Genomic DNA, 18,091 nt, shown 5'->3' on the forward strand with positions numbered 1-18,091 from the left:
AGTTCATACCATACTTCTGGAGCTAATTAGAAGTTATAGCCAATGCGAACACCTGCACCGATTGCGGAGTTGTCGCTGAACGTCGTTGTTGTTCCGCCAAGTTGTGTTGCGGCATCACCGAGCGCCACATAGCGTGCGCCGAATGTGATTGTCACAGGGTCCATGTCATATGACGCGGCAAGACCGATCGACGCCAAACCGTTTGTTGGGCCAAGGTTGCCTGTGAAACCGCCTGTGTTTTGCTCATAATCAACGGTAACGGCACCCGACCACTTTTCAGTGAACTTGCGACCAAGACCAAGCGAGTAAGTGATTACGTCGTCGTCATAGGACACAAGCGGTGTTGGGCTTACGTTTGCCGCATAGAGCGGTGGGTTGATTTGAAACTCGGACCAATCCGCCCAACGGACACTACCGTAAAAGAGCGTGCTTTCATTGATGCCAGTTTGGAATTCAAGCGTTACGGATTGTGGTGTAACTGTTTCGAACTCTGTGGCAAATGCGCCAAATTCTGTCGATTGCAAATCGTGCGTAACAGCGGAGTGGTATGTTAGAGCAACGCGTGCTGCGATTGCTGGATTTTCCCAAGCTGCACCAACAAGATAGCCATAGTCGGTCGCTTTGTCGGTTGTCATTGTGTATGCGGACGCACCACCGGAGAAGAGATCAACTTCACCCTGAGCTTGCTGAACGCGCAGACCACCGAAAACGCTGATGTTGTTCTCTGTTTCGTAACGAAGAATTGCTGTGAGCGCATTAACCGAAAGATCAGCGTTCGAACCACCGATTGGGTAGCCCGTTGCCGCTGCGCTAGGGTAGTCCACGATCGCGCCGAATGGCTGGGACAGACGAACACCTAGCGACCAGCTTTCGTTGAGCTGATGCTTATAGGAGAGAGCCGCAGTGTTATAGCGGGGCGCCATATCACCGGATTGAACCGACGGTGCCGCATCAAGATAGCCGCTTACGTCAGCATTAACCGTTCCGAATTCAAACTCGGCATAGTTGCCTTCTTCGAACATGAAAAGGACGCTATCAGTTGCGCGTTGGATGCCGCCTGCGTATGCAGATCCTGCGGTCGTAGCAAGCAATGCCACGGTAGTCGCGAGATGTTTCATTTTCCCTCCCTGGGACTTGGAATCGAGTGAAATTATTCCTAGTGGCAAGATGCCGCGCATGTCTATTTCTTACCCCACGTAATGGCCTTTTTACGTTGCGTTATCTCTTGAACTGAGGGGATCAAGCAACAATCAGCGAGCGTTGGTTTAGAGTACTGGAGGAGCCTTCGTGAGTTTGGCTTCGTGGACCACATTCAGATAGTTCGCTCCGAAGATAATCATCGCCCCGATCATCGCGTAAATATCGATAGATTCGTTATATAGAACGTACCCCACAATCGCGATAACGGGCAGTCGCGCGAAATCAATTGGCATAACCGCAGCAGCAGGTGCAAGCGACAACGCCCGCGTCAGGCAAAGGTGCGCCATGAGGCCCGCAACGCCCACAGCAACGACATATGGCCAGAGGCCCATGCTCGGGACTGCGACCTCACCGTCATACGCGGACATGACGATGCCGAATATTGCCTGCAGCACCGTAAGGTAAAACAAAATCGCCGTAATTGACTGAGTGCGCGTCAAACGCCGTGTCAGAAGATTGGTTGTCGCAAAGCAGATGGCCGCGACGGCAGCAAGAATCTCTCCGAGCGATATCGAAGAGAAGCTTGGGCGCGTAACGATCAAAATGCCGATAAAGCCCGCAAACGCGGTCATCGCGCGGCTACGTGTCAGGCTTTCTCCCAGCACAAGCGGCGAGAGGAGCAACACCCAAATCGGCGAGGTGAACTCAATCGCGAAGACCTTGGCGATCGGGATCATCAGGATCGCCGCGAACCACAGGTTCTGACCGCTAAAGTGGAACAGATTCCGCACGACATGCGCGCCGAGCTTTTCGGTTGTAATTTCAGAGCCGCGGTGGCTCAGAATGACATAGGCCACAACGATAATAACGCCAGTGAACGAGCGATACATCATAAGCTCGAACGTATCGAGCTCGCTCATTACGGCCTTGCCTGAGACGGCCATCACCGTAAAGGAAATGACCGCACCCACCATCCACATCGCGCCTTGCACGAAATTGGAACGCTTTGCCGGCGCTATTGTCGTATCAGCCATGTCAACCTCGATTGGGAGCGCCGTTAGGCGTTATTCCCATTCAATTGTTCCGGGAGGTTTTGAGGTAATGTCATAGGTCACACGATTGATGCCTTGAACCTCGTTGATCAGGCGCGTTGCTGTTTCCCCAAGAAACTCGTGGCTGAATGGATAGTAATCCGCCGTCATACCGTCCACAGACGTTACCGCGCGCAACGCGCAGGCAAAATCATATGTCCGACCGTCGCCCATAACGCCGACCGTACGAACCGGAAGGATTGCAACAAAGGCCTGCCAGATTTCATCATACAGACCGTGCTTGCGGATCTGGTCGATGTAAACGGCGTCTGCCTCGCGCAGGATGTCGAGCTTGGCGCGTGTGATCTCTCCGGGGCAGCGGATCGCAAGACCCGGTCCAGGGAAGGGGTGGCGGCCAATAAAGCTCTGTGGCAAGCCAAGTTCCCGACCGAGCGCGCGGACCTCATCCTTAAACAACTCGCGAAGTGGTTCAACGAGCTTGAGGCCCATCTTCTCGGGAAGGCCGCCGACGTTGTGGTGGCTCTTGATCGTGACGGAAGGACCGCCAGAAAAACTCACCGATTCAATCACATCGGGGTAAAGTGTACCCTGTGCAAGGAATTCGGCGCCTTCGATCTCGTTCGCGTATTTCTGGAATACGTCGATAAACAAGCGTCCGATAATCTTGCGCTTGGTTTCAGGGTCGGATTGCCCTTCAAGCTCGCCAAGGAACAGGTCCTGTTCATCGGCGTGGATGAGCTTCATGTTATAGTTGTCGCGGAACATGGTGACGACTTCTTCGGCCTCACCCTTGCGCAACAGGCCGTGGTCCACAAACACACAGGTAAGTTGGTCGCCAATGGCCTCGTGAATCAATACCGCCGCAACCGAGCTATCAACGCCGCCAGACAGGCCACAGATAACCTGCTTGTCGCCAACTTGTTCGCGGATCGCCTCAATCGCTTGTTCGCGATATGCACCCATAGTCCAATCGCCGCTAAAGCCTGCAAGCTTTACGAAGTTCTCATAGAACTTGGCGCCATTGGGGGTGTGGTGAACTTCGGGATGGAACTGAACCGCATAGAAATTGCGATCAACATCCGCCGTAATCGCAAATGGCGCATTGGGCGAGGTGCCATAAACCTTAAAGCCGGGCGCAATTTCGGAGACATGGTCGCCGTGGCTCATCCAGACTTGTTCTTTTTCTTGGTTAAACCATCCGTCGAGCAGCGCAATCGAGCTGTCCTCAGGTGTTACAAAGGCGCGCCCGAATTCAGAGGTGCCGTGGCCGCTGACGACTTTGCCGCCAAGCTGAGTCATCATGGTTTGTTGGCCATAACAGATGCCCAAAACGGGGACGCCCATTTCAAACAATTCTTGCGGCGCACGCGGCGACCCCTCGCGTGTAACACTATCCGGGCCACCCGAAAGGATCACAGCCTTGGGGGCAAATTCGGTTAGGAATTCCGGCGTAACGTTTTGAAATGGATGGATTTCACAATAGACTGAAAGCTCGCGCAAACGACGCGCAATCAGCTGCGTCACTTGTGAGCCAAAGTCGATGATTAGCAGGCGCTCGTGCGAGGGAATATCGTTCATGTTTTGCCAATAATGCGCCGAGCGTATCAGCGCAAGGCCCCAAGCCCGTTTGACGCGTTTTTTAGCCCTCTAACGTGCGAAAATTACGGAATGTCGCTTTCGGTGAAAAAAGGTCTGTTTTTGACGTCGATTGTTGCCCCCCTCATGGGAAAATTTGTCAAAGGCATCAACGGAGAGTGTCATGACAACTGAATTGGGTCGAAAGCGCGGAGGAGGCGGCGCTGCGCGGCGTGCTGCACGCACAGCGGTGAATTTTGGATCGGAGCCGACAATTGAGCGCGCGATCCCGAATTACGAAATCCTCTCGGAGGCGGATCTCGATATCATCGAGCGCAACGCCGAAACGATCCTTGCCGAGACTGGCGTGAACTTTCCTGACAATCCCGACGCGCTAGAGCTATGGCGTGCGGCGGGTGCCGAAGTAACCGGAGAGCGCGTGCGCATCCCGCGCGGGCTCGCACGTGAGTTGTGCAAAACAGCGCCTTCAAGCTTTATCCAGCACGCTCGCAACCCCGCGCGGAACGTAGAAATTGGTGGAAACAAGCTGGTTCTGGCACCCGTCTATGGGCCGCCGTTCGTGCGAACAGTCACTGGTGGCCGACGCTATGCAACAATGGCGGATTTCGAGAATTTTGTGCGGCTTGGATATATGTCCAAGTATTTGCACCACTCGGGCGGAACACTTTGTGAACCCACCGATGTGCCTGTAAATAAACGACATTTGGATATGTTGCTTGCGCATATGACGCTGAGCGATAAGCCGTTCATGGGGTCGGTCACCGAACCCAGTCGCGCGCAGGATAGCGTTGAAATGTGCGAGATTCTGTTCGGCAAAGAGTTCGTGCGGGACAATACGGTGATGATCTCGCTGGTGAATATCAACTCGCCCCTGACCTTCGACTCGATCATGATGGGCGCGCTTGAGGTCTACGCAAGATCAAATCAGGCCTGCATCATTTCGCCGTTTATTGTGGGGGGCGCGATGTCGCCTGTATCGGTGGCGGGTACGCTGGCGCAGGTCCACGCCGAGGTGCTGGCTGGGGTGGCATATAGCCAGCTTCTTCGTGTGGGTGCACCTGTGATCTATGGAACTTTTGTGGCGTCAATCGATATGAACTCTGGCGCGCCGATCTTTGGCGGACCAGAGCCTTCACAAATCCTTTACGGGGCAGGGCAGCTCGCTCGTCGGCTTAACCTTCCGTTTAGGTCTGGGGGCGGGCTTTGTGGCTCCAAGCTCCCCGATGCGCAGGCAGGATACGAATCAGCGAATACATTAAATGCGGCTCTCATGGGGGGCGTGAACTTTATGTTGCACGCTTGCGGTTGGCTCGAAGGCGGGCTCGTTGCCTCGTTCGAGAAATTCGTGATGGATGCCGATCAGCTCGGCGCATTGCATAAAATGGCAAAGGGCGTCGCCATGGATGAAAACGCCCAAGCCATGGATGCCGTCGTCGAGGTAGGGCCGGGTGGGCACTATCTTGGTTGCGCGCATACGCAAGAGAACTACGTCTCTGCATTCTGGCGGAGCGAGGTGCTTGATTACAAGCCATATGAAACATGGCACGAAGCTGGCGCAGCGGACACCCAAACACTGGCTTCAAAGCGCGTCGAGCACCTACTCTCGACCTATCAAGCCCCAGAGATCGACTTGCAGATCAAACAGCAACTTATTGATTATGTGAGAGAAAAGAAATCCTCGCTAACGGATGCTATTGGATGATCTTTGTGGCCCGTCCGTTATGATGACGTGCGGGCCGCAAGGAGTTTTGCCTCGGCCATAAGCGCAATCAGCACCTCTATGTGACGCAGTGCGCTATAGCTTGCGTCGCCTGTTTTGCGCTTTTGCTCAAGAAGCGTTTCTTGATTCATAAGCGTCATGATTGCCTGACCCGGTCCAGGAAGGGCGGTGTCTTTGATAAGGCGCGCAAGATGTCTTTCGCGATTGTATTCCATAAGTCCGTGCCGCGCAGCGCGCACCAAAAGGCGTGGACGGTTGAGGGATTTAAGCATCGTCAGGATATCATTCATGTCAGTCTCCAGTGGAAAGTGTCTGATCAGAATGACTCAATCTAAGCGTGTGTTGCCTGGCAATTTAGTCACCGCACGGTTGTTTACGAAAACTTTAGGATTTAGGCACAATTATGGCAAAATCGGATTTTTTTAACGGCTAAGTAACCAAGATAATCGAGCGAAGCCGTCAATTTAGTCCTGCATTTGTAACCCAAGGAGAAAATAAATGGGGAATGATTTGGGGTATGTTCCGAGCCGTGCGCCGTTGCCGCATTGGGTGCCTGACGCGGCGGAGCGGTATTTGCTTCATACGGAGTCTGGTCTTTCTATTCGGGCGGTTGCACGGGACGCGGGGTGCCATGCCTCGACGGTTTTGCGCCAAATCCGACGCTTCGAGAGCCGCCGCGATGATATCTTGGTGGATCAGGCGTTGCGCAGGTTGGGCACCTCGCATTTTGCCAAGCTAGACGAAGAAGCGTCGCATTCTTTGCCGCGACGCAATCCCAAGCCAACACCCGAGGATCAAAACCTACACGAAGAGGCGTATCGCGTATTGCGGCGGCTCTGTGAAACAGGCGCGGTTCTTGTGGTGAGTGAAACAATGGAGAAAGCGGCGGTATTCAGGTCGCGCGAAGGCGGCCAATCTACTCGCACTGCCGTCGTTGATAAGAACACAGCCGAGGCGATGGCCCTAAAGGAATGGATCAAATGCATCCGCTCGGGCAAGGTATCCCAATACGAGGCCACAATTTCGGGCCGTAGATTCCTAAAGTCCTGTATGGACCAACAGGAAGCACAGCACGGCTTTGCCGAAGCGCAAGCATATTTCACGCCAGCGCCCGCACCATGGAGCCGTGCCGAGGAGCGCACCACCAAACGCTACACTCTGGCGGAAAACCCTCTCATTGCGTTGTCGCGCCGTCGTGATAAAGACGGAAATCCTTTCCTCAGTGATGCACTCGTTGCCGCGGGCGAGCGCCTTCGCGAAGATTACGAACTTGCGCAACTTGGCCTTCAGGGCGGGCGGATCTGGGAGCAATACCTGTCGGAAATGGAAACAGGCGAAGGCCCCGATGTCCCAAAATTCAGGGATGATATGCAACGGGCCGCACATGATCGCACGCGCGATGCGCTTCGGGACTTGGGGCCAGGGCTTGGGGATGCTGTCTTGCGCTGCTGTTGCCTTCAGGAGGGGATGGAAACCACAGAGAAGGAAATGGATTGGGCCGCTCGCAGTGGAAAAATCGTCCTAAAGATCGGCTTGCAACGTTTGGCGTATCACTATGGAAAACGCTATGGGAAACATGGTCCGATGATCGGATAGCCCAAATGAAAAGGGCCTGCCCGAAGGGGCAGACCCAATCTTGTCTTACTCGGCTGCAACCGCTTTGTCGTTGCGCAACCAGTTGAGGATATTCTCTGGCGATGACTCACCGTATGGGTCGGCGCCGTGGTTGTCGCTTAGGCCTGGTTCTGCGAACCAACCTTCGATCACGCCATCGTTTACCACGGTCGCATAACGCCATGAGCGCATACCAAAGCCAACGTTGGACTTTTCAACCAGCATACCCATCTTACGGGTAAACTCGCCGGAGCCATCTGGAATGACTTGAACATTTTCAAGCTCTTGGCTCTGCGCCCATTTGTTCATTACGAAGCTATCGTTGACCGAAAGGCAGTAGATTGCGTCGATGCCTTGCTCTTGGAAGTCGGCAAAACCTTTTTCAAAGCCAGGAAGCTGGAATGTGGAACACGTCGGTGTAAACGCACCCGGCAATGCGAAAAGAATGACGCGTTTGCCTTTGAAGTAGTCGGAAGTTGTTTTGTTTTCCCAACGGAACGGGTTGTCGCCGCCGATGGACTCGTCGCGAACGCGTGTGTGGAAGGTTACTTCGGGAAGTTTTGCACCAATTTGCATGTCATATCCTGTTTAGCTTTGAATTTACCGAGGAATTATAACGATTCTAAATGGTGTGCAACGGGCACAATTCAACCCGTCCGCATGAGAGGGCAATTATGCCAGAATGCATAGGAAATTTCTAATATTTGCAGGGGGTTGATTAAAAAATGGGCCGACGCATAGCCGGTCGACCCATTTTGCAAGTGTCTTAAGGGTCTGAACGGTTGATGCCCGCGGCATAGAGCGCGCCTGCGATGACGCCGCCAATAATTGGCGCTACGATAAACACCCAGAGCTGCGCCAGCGCACCGCCGCCAACAAAGAGCGCAGGACCGATAGAGCGGGCGGGGTTAACCGATACGCCGGTGACGTTGATCCCGACAAGGTGGATACCTGCGAGAGTTAAGCCAATCGCAAGCCCCGCGAAGCCCACGGGCGCACTGTTTTCCGTTGAGCCAAGAATGACGGTCACAAACACAAATGTCGCGACAATCTCGAAGATCAGTGCAGCAACAAGCGAGTATTCACCGTTGTAACCCGCACCATAGCCGTTTTCACCAAGGCCATTTGCAGCAACAGAGTAGTCGGCCTTGCCTGTCGCGATAAGATACACCGCCAGTGCGCCCAAGATGGCACCGATGATCTGCGCGACGATATAGCGGATGCACTCACCACCTGCCATGCGCCCCGCAGCGACCATTCCCAAGGAAACCGCAGGGTTAAGATGCGCGCCCGATATCGCGCCAATGCCGTATGCGGCGGCAACAATCGATACGCCAAACGCCATCGAGATGCCAAAGTGACCGATTTCAATGCCAAGGACGGCCGCCCCGACCCCGAAAAACACCAGAACAAAGGTGCCAAATATTTCTGCTATTTCTTTCTTCATAACAATCCCTTCCCATGGCGGTAGTAATCCTCCGCCTCTTGTATGGCCTCTTTGCTTGTGCATTGTGGCTCTAATGGCTACATGAGAATGCGATACGCCGTGGCTAATCAAGGAAAATGTTATGCGTGATCTTAAAATTCCAGCCGAGCGCCATCCTGAGAAAGCGAGGCGCCCAGATAATCCTCAGCCCAAAAAGCCAAGCTGGATTCGCGTTAAGGCGCCCGGCGGCAAAGGGTATGCTGAGACACACAAGATCATGCGCGAGAATAAACTGACGACGGTTTGCGAAGAAGCTGGCTGTCCGAATGTTGGTGAATGCTGGTCCCAAGGGCACGCAACAATGATGATTATGGGCGAGGTCTGTACGCGCGCCTGTACGTTCTGCAATATCGCGACGGGCAAGCCACCGGAAGATCTGGACGCGTTTGAACCGGGCCGCGTTGCATTCGCCGTCAAGAAATTGGGCCTGAATCACGTTGTTGTCACGTCGGTAGACCGCGATGATATCGAAGATGGTGGTGCAGAGCATTTCGCTCAGACAATTCGCGCCATTCGCAAACAGTCTCCGAACACCACAATCGAAATTCTAACACCAGACTTTATTCGTTGTGATCCCAAAGTGTTAGAGACCGTTGTTGAAGCGCGCCCCGACGTGTTTAACCACAATCTCGAAACTGTGCCGGGCCTCTATCCAGAGGTGCGTCCGGGTGCGAGGTACTTCCATTCGTTGCGGCTCTTGCAGCGGGTCAAGGAACTCGATCCGACGATGTTTACCAAATCCGGCATAATGGTCGGCCTTGGTGAAAACAAACAATCCGTGATGCAAGTCATGGAAGATATGCGCGCCGCGGACATCGATTTTCTGACAATCGGACAATACCTTCAGCCAACACCCAAGCACCACGCGGTTGATCGCTTTGTAACCCCCGAGGAATTCAAAGCCTATGAAACCGCCGCCTATGGCAAAGGGTTCTTGATGGTGTCTGCAACGCCACTTACGCGCAGCTCTTACCATGCGGGCGATGATTTTGCGCGTTTGCGCGATGCGCGGAGCGCCAAACTCGGCCGCTAATCCTTGACCTTTATTTTGGCTGGCCGCTCAAGAGACATCGACTCTGGCCAGCCAATCCAGCGCTCAATTCCATAGAGAACTGCGCAAATCAAAATCACCCCGAACACGAATTTCACACGTTTGCTCGATGCTGGCCGACGGGCCATCATGCTCATGCGTAGAAAATGACGAGGCGACAGACGCATCCTATTCCTCTAGGAAGCGCACCTTACCGATATACGGGAGGTTGCGGTTTCGTTGTGCAAAATCAATGCCATAACCGACAACAAACTCATCCGGAATCTCGAATCCGGTCCAATCGGACTTGAAATCAACCTCACGGCGATCGGGTTTGTCCAAGAGCGCGCAGGATTTCAGGCGCGCAGGATTGCGGCTCTGAAGGAGGTGCGTCACATGTGAGAGCGTGTGGCCCGTATCAACGATGTCCTCCACGACCAGCACATCGCGCCCCTCAATCGCGCCGCGCAAATCCTTGAGGATACGCACTTCGCGGCTGCTCTCGGTGCTGTCGCCATAGGACGACGCCTCTAGGAAATCGACTTCGACAGGCAAATCCAACTCGCGCACAATATCCGCGATAAATACGAACGAACCGCGCAAAAGCCCAACAACGACAAGTTTATCCGTGTCGCTAAATTCTCGCTTGATGTCTTCTGCGAGTTCCTCAATCCGCGCTGCGATTGACTTTGCAGAGATCATTTGGTCGATGACATATGGACGCGTTGGCATGAAACCCCCCTTGCATTTGGGCGCGGAGTACACGAAACGATGGGGCAAAGCTATGCTAAAAACGGAAACTCAATGTCCACGCACCAAGAAACCCGTATTTTACCCTACTCAGCAGCGCAAATGTACGCACTGGTTGCGGATGTGGCCGAATATCCCGATTTCTTGCCGTGGTGCAGTGGCGCGCGGGTGCGTTCGGTTGCGCCGATTGAGGGCGGGGAGGAAATGCTCGCTGATTTGGTGATCAGTTTCAAAGTGTTCCGCGAGCGTTTCGGAAGCCGCGTACGTCTCTATGAGGATCGGAAGCTGATCGAAACTGAATACCTCGATGGTCCGTTCAAGTACCTTAAGAGCGAGTGGAAATTCACCGATGTCGAGGGTGGGCAGTGTAGTATCTCGTTCTATGTGGACTTTGAGTTCAAGAACGCGATCTTGCAAAAACTCATTGGTGTTGTGTTTAACGAGGCGATGCAACGCATCGTTCGGGCGTTCGAAAATCGCGCCAAAGAACTATACGGCTAAGGGGCCGTAACCCCTTAGCCAATTGTTTCTATGAATTAAACTCATATGCGCGTTCACCGTGCGCCTCAAGATCAAGGCCGTTGGTCTCGACTTCCTCAGAAACCCGTAGCGGTGTGACGAGTGCTACGACCTTGACCAAAACAAATGTCACAACAAGCGTATAAACTCCGACGATTGCCAACCCACCAAGTTGTGCTGCCCAGCTTCCGTGACCAAATGCGGCAATCATCAGAGTGCCGAAAATCCCGCCGACGCCATGCACAGCAAACACGTCCAGCGTGTCGTCAATCCGAAGGGCGTTTCGGATGAGGTTCACGGCCTCCTGACAGAGAATGCCGGCAATCGCCCCAATCGCGAGCGCCTCAAGTGGGCCAACAAATCCAGAGGCCGGTGTGATCGACGCAAGCCCCGCGATGGTGCCCGTCACGATCCCCACAAGGCTCGCTTTGCCGTATTTGATCTTTTCCCACAGAGCCCAAGTCAATGAAGCCGTCGCCGCCGAGATATGAGTAACGGTGATGGCCATCGCTGCGCCGCCGTCCGCCGCTAGTTGCGAGCCGCCGTTAAAGCCGAACCAGCCAACCCAGAGCATCGCTGCGCCGATCATCACAAAAGCTGGTGCATGTGGTGGCTTGTGATTCACGCGGCGTGCCCCAAGCATCACGGCGATAATCAGTGCCGCAATCCCTGCCGTTTCATGCACAACGATACCACCAGCAAAGTCCTTGACCCCGACAGCGCCGAAAATGCCGCCATCCGCTAGAAATCCGCCGCCCCAGATCCAGTGAACAACGGGCGCATAACACAAGAGCATCCAAAGCCCCGAGAATACCAATACAAACCCAAAGCCGATCCGCTCGACATAAGCGCCAACAATCAGCGCAGGCGTGATGATCGCGAAGGTCATCTGAAACGCAAAGAACAGGATTTCGGGCAGGGTGCCCGATAGGCTCTCTGTTGTGACACCATCAAGGAACATCTTGCTCAGTCCACCCCAATACGGACCGTTGCCACCAAACGCGATTGTATACCCGAATGCGAGCCACAGAACGCTCATAAGGCAGGCAATTGCATAGCAATGCATAAACACGCTCAGCACGTTTCGCGCCCGCACCAGCCCGCCATAAAAGAGCGCAAGCCCCGGAAGTGTCATCAAAAGGACCAGCGCCGTGGCCGTCATTATCCAAGCAGTATCTGCCGCATTCATACGTTTTCCCCATGTGTTTGATTGCGTTACCGCGATCAAGCGCTCTTAAACTGCTAAGAAAAGTAGCAAGTTGCGATTGGTGGGGTTATTTTTTGGGCAATATCGCGACTGCGCGTTAATTGTGCGAAAAGTGACCGTAATGCTCGGAAATTGAGCGATTTACGAAATTGCATCAAGCAGCAGTTGAAGCGCATGGTCGCGTGCCGCAATGCGGACGTTCTCGCGCCCTAAGGGGCCGAACTCGATGGTCTCGGTTCGCGCGTCTTGGCCGTCGCAGGAAAGCCCGAAACAGACGCGCCCTTCTGGTTTGAAATCACTACCACCAGGGCCAGCGATTCCCGTTATGGAAACGGTGATTGTCGCGTCGGAGTTTTGATGCGCTCCGATGGCCATCTCGCGAGCAACCTGTTCAGATACTGCGCCGAAGGTCTCAAGGCTTTGCGCGCTAACATTTAACATCGCGCGCTTGGCGCTGTTGGTGTAGGTGATGAAGCCGCGATCGAATACCGCCGAACTTCCTGCAATATCAGTGATCGCGGCTCCGACCATCCCGCCCGTACAACTCTCGGCGCTGGCAATAACGCTGCCATTCTCCTTAGCCTTTTCAACGAGTTTTCGGGCGAGGCTCATAGGATCACTGCGTGATATGCGACGCCGAGCGCGATAACGGTGAGTGCGGCCATGATGCCAGCGATTACATCGTCAAGCATGACCCCAAGCGCGTCGTTGCGGCGGTCTGCCCAACCAACAGGGCCGGGTTTTGTGATGTCGAACAAGCGGAATGCCAGAAACGCGGCGATCCATCCGGGATAGAGTGCGAGGATCGGAGCGCCCATGATTTGCGCGCCATAGGATACCGGAAACAATGCGATCCACATGCCCGCAACTTCGTCGATGACGATTTCGCTTGGGTCATGATCATCTTTGCCGCGAGTTTCTTTTTCGATGGCCCAGATCCCGATAAAGATCACCGAGATTGTCGCAAGGACAACCCCGACAAATCCACCATATAGATGCACGAGCAAAAAGACGGGCAGGGCGGCGAGGCTGCCCCATGTGCCGGGTGCTGGCTTAATCAGGCCCGCTCCGAAGAAAACCGCGATATGTTTGCTCGCTTGCTCCGAGAATTTCGCCAATGTGCTCATGATTTCACCAATGTTATTGTTGCAATTGAGGCAATGCCTTCGCCGCGTCCGGTAAAGCCTAGGCGCTCGGATGTTGTTGCTTTGACGCTCACGCGAGTCACGTCCATTCCCATAATCTCGGCCATCTTTGCGCGCATATCTGGCGCATGCGGGCCGATTTTCGGGTGTTCGCAAATGAGGGTACAGTCCGCGTTGCTTATTTCAAAGCCCTGAGAATGGGCCAAATCCACCGCATGACGTAGGAAGATATGGCTTGCAGCGCCTTTCCATTGTGGATCAGAGGGCGGGAAGTGCTGTCCGATATCGCCCATGGCCAAGGCACCATAAATGGCGTCTGTGACCGCATGCATTCCAACATCGGCATCTGAATGTCCCTGTAGGCCGCGCGAAAAAGGAACCTCGATACCGCAGAGAGTTACGTGATCTCCGTCGCCAAAGCGATGCACGTCAAATCCGTTGCCGACTCGTATATCCATAGTTGTTTTTCTCGCTGCGATGATGCGTTCGGCCCGCTCGAAATCGGCGGGATAGGTGAGTTTGATATTGTCTTCATGGCCCTGCGTAATGGTTACGTCAAGCCCGTGCGCAAGGGCCAGCTCAACGTCATCGGCGGCGTCTGAAGGTGCGGAATGAGCGGTGCGAATGGCTGCAATCTCAAACCCTTGCGGTGTTTGCGCGCGATATAGCCCCTCTCGAGAGGTTGGCGCAATCACGCGGTCTTCTTTTCCGCGCCACAGGGCGTCGGTAACCGCAAGCGCGGGCGCGGCGGCCTTGGAGGAGTGCAGCGCCTCAATCACGCCGTCGATTATTTCCGCCGAGACAAGAGGTCGGGCACCGTCATGTATAAGGACATGCGTGCACTCCTCCGGAAGTGCCGCAAGCCCGTTTGCAACCGATGCGCTGCGTGACGCACCGCCCTCAACAATGGTAACATCCGTATCAATCGAATCTTGCGCAAGCTGCTGTTCGCCCTTGGGCGCAACAACAATGATTGAATGCACAGAGGGGTGCTGCGCAAAGCGGGCAACCGTATGTGCGAGGACACTTTGACCGGCGAGGGTGCGGAATTGTTTCGCAGGTGCGGCTGCGTCGCCACCCATGCGAGACCCTTTGCCAGCGGCAACAATCAGAGCAGATATGCGCATAACCGTTGAAATACCCTCGTTGTTTTCTGAGACCTGTCTATGCAATGCACAACACAAGGACAATGCAAGAGTTGCTGCCTATTTTTTGTGCGCGGCACGTTTTTTACGCAGAATGCGTGTTGATGGAATTGCCTTTTGGTGTATTGGGGCGTAGCTAATTATTTGCACAAGGATTGGGCGTTTGACTATTAAACTTGCAGATATCACTTTGGATCCACCTGTCTTTCTTGCCCCCTTGGCAGGGATTACAGATCTGCCGTTCAGGAATCTTGTTTCGTCTTTCGGAGCAGGGCTGGTCGTTAGTGAAATGGTCGCAAGCCAAGAGATGTTTGAGGGCAAACCCGGCGTTCGAGAGCGTGCGGAATTGGGATTTGATAGCCAGAACACCTCCGTTCAGATAGCCGGCAAGGATGCCTACTGGATGGGCGAAGCGGCTCGTATGATCGAAGATAACGGCGCGACGGTCATTGATATCAATATGGGTTGCCCCGCCAAGAAGGTCGTAAATGGCTATTCCGGCTCGGCCCTGATGAAAGATCTGGATCACGCTCTGACGTTGATTGAGGCTGTCGTGGCCGCGGTCAAGGTGCCGGTTACGCTCAAGACGCGTCTGGGATGGGATGACGCGATGCTGAATGCGCCAGAGTTGGCGCAACGCGCTGAGGCCGCAGGCATTCGCATGATCACAATCCACGGCCGCACGCGGTGCCAGTTTTATAAGGGACACGCCGATTGGGCCGCCATCGCGCAGGTAAAGGAAGCCGTCGATATTCCCGTTGTCGCAAATGGTGATATTGTCGATGAGGAGACCGCCCGCAAGGCGCTGGAGCTTTCTGGCGCTGATGGCGTCATGATTGGGCGCGGTGCACAGGGCAAGCCGTGGGTGCTGGCACAAGTCGCCGCTGCCCTGACGGGTACCAAGCCGCCCGTGGTTCCGAAGGGCGCGGAACTGGTCGAAATGGTTGCGAACCACTATCAGTCGATGCTCGATTTTTACGATGCGCCGTTGGGCGGTCGCGTCGCGCGTAAACACTTGGGCTGGTATATGGATGGCGCCCAAACGCCCAAGGACCTGCGCAAGGCGGTGCTCACCGAAACGCCCGATAATGTGTTCAGACTTTTGCCTAATGCTCTCTCTCCCGATCATAGGATTGCCGCATGACCGAATACGATACCGACCTCTGGGCGTCCCTGCCGATCCCTGCGTTTATCCTTGATGCGGAAGACAGGATTATTGAGAGTAACACCGTTGCCGAGAGCTTTCTGAACTCCTCGTCCAAGGTCCTCCTTAATGCCTCCGTGTGGGATAAAGTCATGATTGACGCTCCGCTTGAGGCAAGCTTTGAGCGGGTGCGTTCCGATGAATCCGCGCTGTTTATCAATGATGTGGACGTAGGGGGCGGAGAGCGCGCACCCGTCCTTTGCAACATCCAGATCGCGCCGCTCACCACAGCTTCGGGCGCGCGGAGCGGGCAGATTTTGTTGCTTATCTCGCCTCGTGAAATCGCTGATCGCCTTGGTCGCAGCCATTCGGTTAAAACGGCCGCGAAGTCGGCAATTGGCATGGCCGAGATGCTCGCGCATGAGATTAAGAACCCGCTCGCGGGAATCACGGGGGCTGCACAGCTTCTCTCGATGAACCTACAACCCGAAGATCAGGAAATGACGGACCTGATCGTGACCGAATGCCGTCGCATCGTGAAGCTCTTGGAGCAGGTCGAGCAATTTGGCAATGTCCTGAAGCCGCAGTGTAGTGCCGTGAATATTCACGATATTCTCGATCGCGCACGGCGCTCTGCGATGGTCGGTTTCGGCGCGCATATGAATATTGCCGAGGATTACGATCCATCCTTGCCATCCACGTGGGGCGATGCAGATCAGCTTCAGCAAGTATTTCTGAACCTGCTCAAGAATGCCTCCGAAGCCAACAAAGAAGGCGGCAATATCCGCATTCACACGTTCTATGAGAATTCCATGCGCCTACGCCGTGCTGATGGCTCGGGATCCGTACCGCTGCAGATCGAGATCATCGACGACGGCCCCGGATTGCCGCCCGAGATTGCGGCAGACATCTTTGAGCCTTTCGTCTCAAGCCGTGAGAACGGAACGGGGCTCGGGCTTGCGCTCGTAAGCAAAATTATTTCGGAGCATCAGGGCTGGATCGCAGTTGATTCCACCCCTGGTCGCACCGTTTTCCGCGTGTCTTTACCCGTTGCCACCAAAGACGACGTTGAAGCCGCGGAAACCAGCCAAACACAAACGGAGATCCAATAATGGACGGTACAGTTCTTGTCGCTGACGACGATCGCACGATCCGCACGGTTTTGACACAGGCCCTTACAAGGGCAGGGTGCAAGGTGCACGCGACATCGTCGCTCATGACCCTGATGCGTTGGGTTGAAGAAGGAAAAGGCGATCTGGTTATTTCGGATGTGATGATGCCAGACGGGAACGGCCTTGAAACACTTCCCAAGATTTCAGAGCTTCGCCCCGGTTTGCCCGTAATCGTAATTTCGGCGCAAAACACCATCATGACGGCGATTCAGGCCGCGGAGGCCGAGGCCTATGATTACCTGCCCAAGCCATTTGATCTGCCCGATTTGATGAAACGAGCGGCCCGCGCCCTAGAGGTGAAGCGGCGCGTTAATCCTGTCGCCAAAGAATCCAGCACCCCGCGTGAGGAGCACAGAGAGGACCTGCCGCTCGTGGGGCGCACGCAGCAAATGCAGACACTCTATCGCTTGGTGGCGCGTGTGATGAACACCGACCTGACAGTGATGATTTCGGGTGAAAGCGGTACTGGTAAGTCATTGATAGCACGTGCCATTCACGATTTCTCGGATCGTCGGACGCTTCCGTTCGTGGTGGCTTCTGCGAATGATCTACAGGGAATGGATGGGCCCGCAACGGTTATATCACGCGCCAAAGGCGGTTCGATCTTGTTTGACGAGGTCGGCGATCTTGATCTTGATGCGCAAGCGCGCGTTGTGCGTATGCTCGACAGTTTCGGCGATAACGCGCCTCGGATCATGGCCACGAGCCAATCAAACCTAAGCCAGAAAATGGAGAGCGGCGGCTTTCGTCAGGATTTATTCTATCGCCTCTGTGGCGTGACGATTGCGGTTCCTTCGCTGCGCGAGCGTGTTGATGATATTCCGCTCCTTGCCGAGCATTTCCTTGCACGCGCCGAACGCGAGGGCGCGCCGCTGCGCCGTTTTGGGGCGGACGCTATGGAAGTCATTCGCGCCTATAGTTGGCCTGGCAATGTCCGCCAGCTAGAGAATTCCGTCCGCCGTTTGGTCGTCACCAGTGTTGGTGAAGAAATCAACCGGGCCGAGGTCGAGCTGGTCCTCGGCAATCAGCCCGTGATTGAACCTGCCGGTGGGGGTGGCGAGGGGGAAATGCTCTCTGCATCCGTCGCGAAGCACCTTCGGCGCTATTTTGATTTGCACGGCGGAGCACTGCCACCTCCCGGCGTTTATCAGCGGATTCTGCGCGAAGTAGAGACTCCATTGATAGAAATTTCGCTCGATGCGATGGGCGGAAATCAGGCTAAGTGTGCCGATTTATTAGGTATCAACCGAAACACCCTCAGAAAGAAGATCACCGAGCTCGAAATTAACGTGACACGGCGCCGCAAGTTGATGTAAAACCGCAACACACCCGTTGCAAGAACGCTTCTGCTCTTGTGATGATGCGTGCATA

At 54.7% G+C, this 18,091-nt stretch carries 19 protein-coding genes; 7 read left to right on the plus strand and 12 right to left on the minus strand.

The window, feature by feature from the left end; genetic code table 11:
• Nucleotides 1–26: 26 nt before the first annotated feature.
• From ACFE33_RS08510 to guaA, 3 genes are all read right to left on the minus strand, one after another.
• Nucleotides 27–1,118 (minus strand): outer membrane protein transport protein, encoded by a 1,092-nt coding sequence (locus ACFE33_RS08510; RefSeq protein ID WP_380052311.1) that lies wholly within the window; start codon nt 1,116–1,118, stop codon nt 27–29.
• A gap of 147 nt (nt 1,119–1,265) precedes the next feature.
• Complete coding sequence (locus tag ACFE33_RS08515; RefSeq protein ID WP_380052313.1) at nt 1,266–2,174, minus strand: DMT family transporter; 909 nt, start codon at nt 2,172–2,174, stop codon at nt 1,266–1,268.
• A gap of 30 nt (nt 2,175–2,204) precedes the next feature.
• On the minus strand, nt 2,205–3,770 hold the full coding sequence (guaA, locus tag ACFE33_RS08520; RefSeq protein WP_380052315.1) for a glutamine-hydrolyzing GMP synthase: 1,566 nt from the start codon (nt 3,768–3,770) through the stop codon (nt 2,205–2,207).
• A 181-nt stretch (nt 3,771–3,951) separates the two neighbouring features.
• Here guaA and ACFE33_RS08525 point away from each other — a divergent pair, with 181 nt between their 5' ends.
• The gene (locus ACFE33_RS08525; protein ID WP_380052317.1) at nt 3,952–5,490 is read left to right on the plus strand and encodes a trimethylamine methyltransferase family protein; all 1,539 of its coding nucleotides are present in this window, start codon (nt 3,952–3,954) and stop codon (nt 5,488–5,490) included.
• A gap of 17 nt (nt 5,491–5,507) precedes the next feature.
• On the opposite strand, the gene ACFE33_RS08530 is transcribed toward ACFE33_RS08525, so the two are convergent.
• Nucleotides 5,508–5,798 (minus strand): DUF6477 family protein, encoded by a 291-nt coding sequence (locus ACFE33_RS08530; protein ID WP_380052319.1) that lies wholly within the window; start codon nt 5,796–5,798, stop codon nt 5,508–5,510.
• A 208-nt stretch (nt 5,799–6,006) separates the two neighbouring features.
• On the opposite strand from ACFE33_RS08530, the gene ACFE33_RS08535 reads away from it, so the two are divergent.
• On the plus strand, nt 6,007–7,104 hold the full coding sequence (locus ACFE33_RS08535; RefSeq protein ID WP_380052321.1) for a DUF6456 domain-containing protein: 1,098 nt from the start codon (nt 6,007–6,009) through the stop codon (nt 7,102–7,104).
• Nucleotides 7,105–7,149: 45 nt separating this feature from the next.
• Here the strand turns inward: ACFE33_RS08535 and ACFE33_RS08540 are convergent, their stop codons facing one another.
• Both ACFE33_RS08540 and ACFE33_RS08545 read right to left on the minus strand, forming a co-directional pair.
• Nucleotides 7,150–7,698, minus strand: a complete 549-nt coding sequence (locus ACFE33_RS08540) for a peroxiredoxin (RefSeq protein WP_380052323.1) — start codon at nt 7,696–7,698, stop codon at nt 7,150–7,152.
• A 190-nt stretch (nt 7,699–7,888) separates the two neighbouring features.
• Entirely contained in the window at nt 7,889–8,569 is a 681-nt protein-coding gene (locus tag ACFE33_RS08545) for an MIP family channel protein (protein ID WP_380052325.1), read from the minus strand.
• A 121-nt stretch (nt 8,570–8,690) separates the two neighbouring features.
• Between ACFE33_RS08545 and lipA the strand changes: the two genes are divergently transcribed.
• Complete coding sequence (gene lipA, locus ACFE33_RS08550) at nt 8,691–9,641, plus strand: lipoyl synthase (RefSeq protein WP_380052327.1); 951 nt, start codon at nt 8,691–8,693, stop codon at nt 9,639–9,641.
• On the opposite strand, the gene ACFE33_RS08555 is transcribed toward lipA, so the two are convergent.
• On the minus strand, nt 9,638–9,826 hold the full coding sequence (locus tag ACFE33_RS08555; RefSeq protein WP_380052329.1) for a hypothetical protein: 189 nt from the start codon (nt 9,824–9,826) through the stop codon (nt 9,638–9,640). The genes lipA and ACFE33_RS08555 overlap by 4 nt on opposite strands.
• A 1-nt stretch (nt 9,827) precedes the next feature.
• Nucleotides 9,828–10,370: a hypoxanthine phosphoribosyltransferase gene (hpt, locus tag ACFE33_RS08560; protein ID WP_380052331.1), complete on the minus strand. Its 543-nt coding sequence runs from the start codon at nt 10,368–10,370 to the stop codon at nt 9,828–9,830.
• A 72-nt stretch (nt 10,371–10,442) separates the two neighbouring features.
• Between hpt and ACFE33_RS08565 the strand changes: the two genes are divergently transcribed.
• Complete coding sequence (locus ACFE33_RS08565; protein ID WP_380052333.1) at nt 10,443–10,889, plus strand: type II toxin-antitoxin system RatA family toxin; 447 nt, start codon at nt 10,443–10,445, stop codon at nt 10,887–10,889.
• 28 nt (nt 10,890–10,917) lie between these two features.
• Here ACFE33_RS08565 and ACFE33_RS08570 read toward each other — a convergent pair whose 3' ends face one another.
• The 4 genes from ACFE33_RS08570 to ACFE33_RS08585 all read right to left on the minus strand — a co-directional run bounded on the left by ACFE33_RS08570 (nt 10,918) and on the right by ACFE33_RS08585 (nt 14,386).
• The gene (locus tag ACFE33_RS08570; protein WP_380052335.1) at nt 10,918–12,096 is read right to left on the minus strand and encodes an ammonium transporter; all 1,179 of its coding nucleotides are present in this window, start codon (nt 12,094–12,096) and stop codon (nt 10,918–10,920) included.
• 159 nt (nt 12,097–12,255) lie between these two features.
• Complete coding sequence (locus ACFE33_RS08575) at nt 12,256–12,726, minus strand: CinA family protein (RefSeq protein ID WP_380052337.1); 471 nt, start codon at nt 12,724–12,726, stop codon at nt 12,256–12,258.
• The gene (locus ACFE33_RS08580) at nt 12,723–13,241 is read right to left on the minus strand and encodes a phosphatidylglycerophosphatase A (protein WP_380052339.1); all 519 of its coding nucleotides are present in this window, start codon (nt 13,239–13,241) and stop codon (nt 12,723–12,725) included. The genes ACFE33_RS08575 and ACFE33_RS08580 overlap by 4 nt, the downstream gene beginning before the upstream one ends.
• Nucleotides 13,238–14,386: a bifunctional 2-C-methyl-D-erythritol 4-phosphate cytidylyltransferase/2-C-methyl-D-erythritol 2,4-cyclodiphosphate synthase gene (locus tag ACFE33_RS08585; RefSeq protein ID WP_380052341.1), complete on the minus strand. Its 1,149-nt coding sequence runs from the start codon at nt 14,384–14,386 to the stop codon at nt 13,238–13,240. The genes ACFE33_RS08580 and ACFE33_RS08585 overlap by 4 nt, the downstream gene beginning before the upstream one ends.
• A gap of 181 nt (nt 14,387–14,567) precedes the next feature.
• On the opposite strand from ACFE33_RS08585, the gene dusB reads away from it, so the two are divergent.
• The 3 genes from dusB to ACFE33_RS08600 are packed head-to-tail and all read left to right on the plus strand — an operon-like array spanning nt 14,568 to nt 18,036.
• Entirely contained in the window at nt 14,568–15,548 is a 981-nt protein-coding gene (gene dusB / locus ACFE33_RS08590; RefSeq protein WP_380052343.1) for a tRNA dihydrouridine synthase DusB, read from the plus strand.
• Nucleotides 15,545–16,660, plus strand: coding sequence for a nitrogen regulation protein NR(II) (locus ACFE33_RS08595; protein WP_380052345.1), 1,116 nt, complete (start codon nt 15,545–15,547; stop codon nt 16,658–16,660). Before dusB ends, ACFE33_RS08595 begins: the two co-directional genes overlap by 4 nt.
• Nucleotides 16,660–18,036, plus strand: a complete 1,377-nt coding sequence (locus tag ACFE33_RS08600) for a response regulator (RefSeq protein WP_380052347.1) — start codon at nt 16,660–16,662, stop codon at nt 18,034–18,036. Before ACFE33_RS08595 ends, ACFE33_RS08600 begins: the two co-directional genes overlap by 1 nt.
• Nucleotides 18,037–18,091 lie beyond the last annotated feature (55 nt).

This window comes from Falsihalocynthiibacter sp. SS001, from assembly GCF_042445055.1.
In the GTDB taxonomy this organism is placed as follows: Bacteria; Pseudomonadota; Alphaproteobacteria; order Rhodobacterales; family Rhodobacteraceae; genus Falsihalocynthiibacter.